Origin of the sequence: Microcoleus sp. Pol12A5 (assembly GCF_036701435.1) — a bacterium.
In the GTDB taxonomy this organism is placed as follows: domain Bacteria; phylum Cyanobacteriota; class Cyanobacteriia; order Cyanobacteriales; family Microcoleaceae; genus Microcoleus.
Genome location: NZ_JAUBQU010000267.1, coordinates 1 through 1,977, shown reverse-complemented (window position 1 = coordinate 1,977; position 1,977 = coordinate 1). Strand labels below are relative to the sequence as shown.

General features: G+C 44.0%; 1 protein-coding gene and 1 pseudogene. Both read right to left on the bottom strand.

The features are described from left to right. Positions 1–975, bottom strand: a 975-nt coding sequence (locus QUA45_RS28590) for a DUF4347 domain-containing protein (RefSeq protein WP_333101298.1), incomplete at its 3' end; no start/stop codon positions are given. A 771-nt stretch (positions 976–1,746) separates the two neighbouring features. Then, positions 1,747–1,977, bottom strand: a pseudogene (locus QUA45_RS28585) (calcium-binding protein); the annotation flags it as partial.

Below are 1,977 nucleotides of genomic sequence, written 5' to 3'. Positions count from 1 at the left end.
ACCCGTGTAAATGCCACCACCAAAACCGGCAACATTATTATTGACTTGGCAATTTTCTAAAGTTAAAGTGCTGCTACTTCCTGTTTGAATGGCACCACCGGCGCTAGTTGCCTCATTATTCGGATCGGTTCCAGAAACTTTGCCGTTGGCAACAATCAGGTTTTTTATAGTGACATTTGTTGCACCTTCTGTGCGGATTACCCGCGAAGCATTGTTGCCGCTGATGGTTAAATTGGCTGCACCAACAGCATCAATTGTCAAGTTTTTGTTGATGACAAGTTGACCGGAAGTGAGAGTAATTGTTTTGCTGGCAAGACTCGATTCAAATTGAATGGTATCGTCGGCTGCTGCGGAGGCGATCGCATTTCTCAAGGAACCGGGTCCGCTATCATTATTGTTGGTAACGGTAATAGTCTTTAAAGTCCCTTGATAATCAGCCATTGCTTCTGGAGTCAAGGCTAGCGGTGCTTCAATATCACCCTTGGCAAACTCCAAATTCCAGTTACCTCCGCGGCCAGTGCGATCGCTAGATGCCGCAATATCAGCCCCGGTTAACTCGCCCAGGCGATCGACAAAATCGCTTCCCGAACCCGCCGCAACATCGCAACCATAAAGCACAATATCTGCTTTGTCGCTTAGCGCATTTCGCCAATTTTGCAACTGGCTTTCATATTGCGGCAAATTATCCGAATTCAGCGTTGCAGAACCTAGCTGCAAGCTGCCAGAATTACCGTGAGAAAAAATGTGAACTTGGTCTACAGTTTCCCCAGCAGCAGAAATTGTTTGCAGTTTCGCAGTAATTTGCTCGACTCCGTTACCATTTTTATCTAAAATGATGATTTCTGCACCGGGAAGCACGCCACCCGCAAGAGTTTGATAGTCATCTAGACCGGAATCAATGAAGACAATAGATTTAGAACCAGCATTGTGGAGAACAGATTGTGAATCCATGTTGGTGGCAAAAGTTGAATTCATTTCGCATACCCATGAGAATGTTTACTATTTGCTGGTAGATTCACCTTGAAAGTAGAAGGCTAGAGATGCAGAAGGCAGTAGGCAGAATTAAAACTTCGGTGATCCATGGGATAAATTCAAATTTATTTAGGTAAGATTGTTTTATCCCTCATTTACCGAAGTGTCTCCACAATCAGCTTTTGCTGTGTGAGAATTGCGAGCTTTTTAGCAGTTAAGTGCAGAGGATGTAATGTAAATAGTCCGGGACTGGGAACCTACCTCTATGTTTAGGTTGGCAATGCCCACCATTAGCGATAGAAATAGTGCATCAAACCCTTTGGCTGCCTTGGCAATATCACATTCATCACATTATTTTGGCACTGCCAAAATAATGACAATGGCTTTAGCTAGTACCTGATACATTCACCTGAGCTAAAACCAGGAAAATCGCCTAAATATTTGATTAATTTAACTTTTTTTGATCTCAAAAAAAGTTTCCCAAAATCAGAAATTTAGTGGCTGAAAAACCAGGTTTTATTCGGGCGCTGCTGATGGCTAGCCAGATCGGGAGTGCAATAAACGGATGTGCCTCATTCTAGGTGTGGGCGATCGGCAATAAACAAGATTTATTACCGATCGCTGTTGAAAAGAATCAGATCGCTCCTCTTCGTTGGCGTAGCCCCCCTAGGGGCGGGCTGCGCTAACGTCATCCCCCAAATTTCAGGAGTTTGAGAGCTTTCTTCACCACTTCTAAGCGGGCGGGCTGCTTATGGTACACCCTACCCCAGCCAGTTAGAGTGTTACCTGAGTGAAATCGGTAGCGGTGAGAATACCGGGGGTAATATTGTTAAGCTTCGCCAACAATTGATTGGTGTCCGTCACAGTAATCAAAGTTTGATTGTTGCTGGAAGTAATACTGAGTTGATTAAAACTCAAACCAGAATTCAACCCAATTAAATCCTCTCCCTTGCGGAAATCATTAATGATGTCGCTACCCACACTTTGATTGAGGAAAAACACATC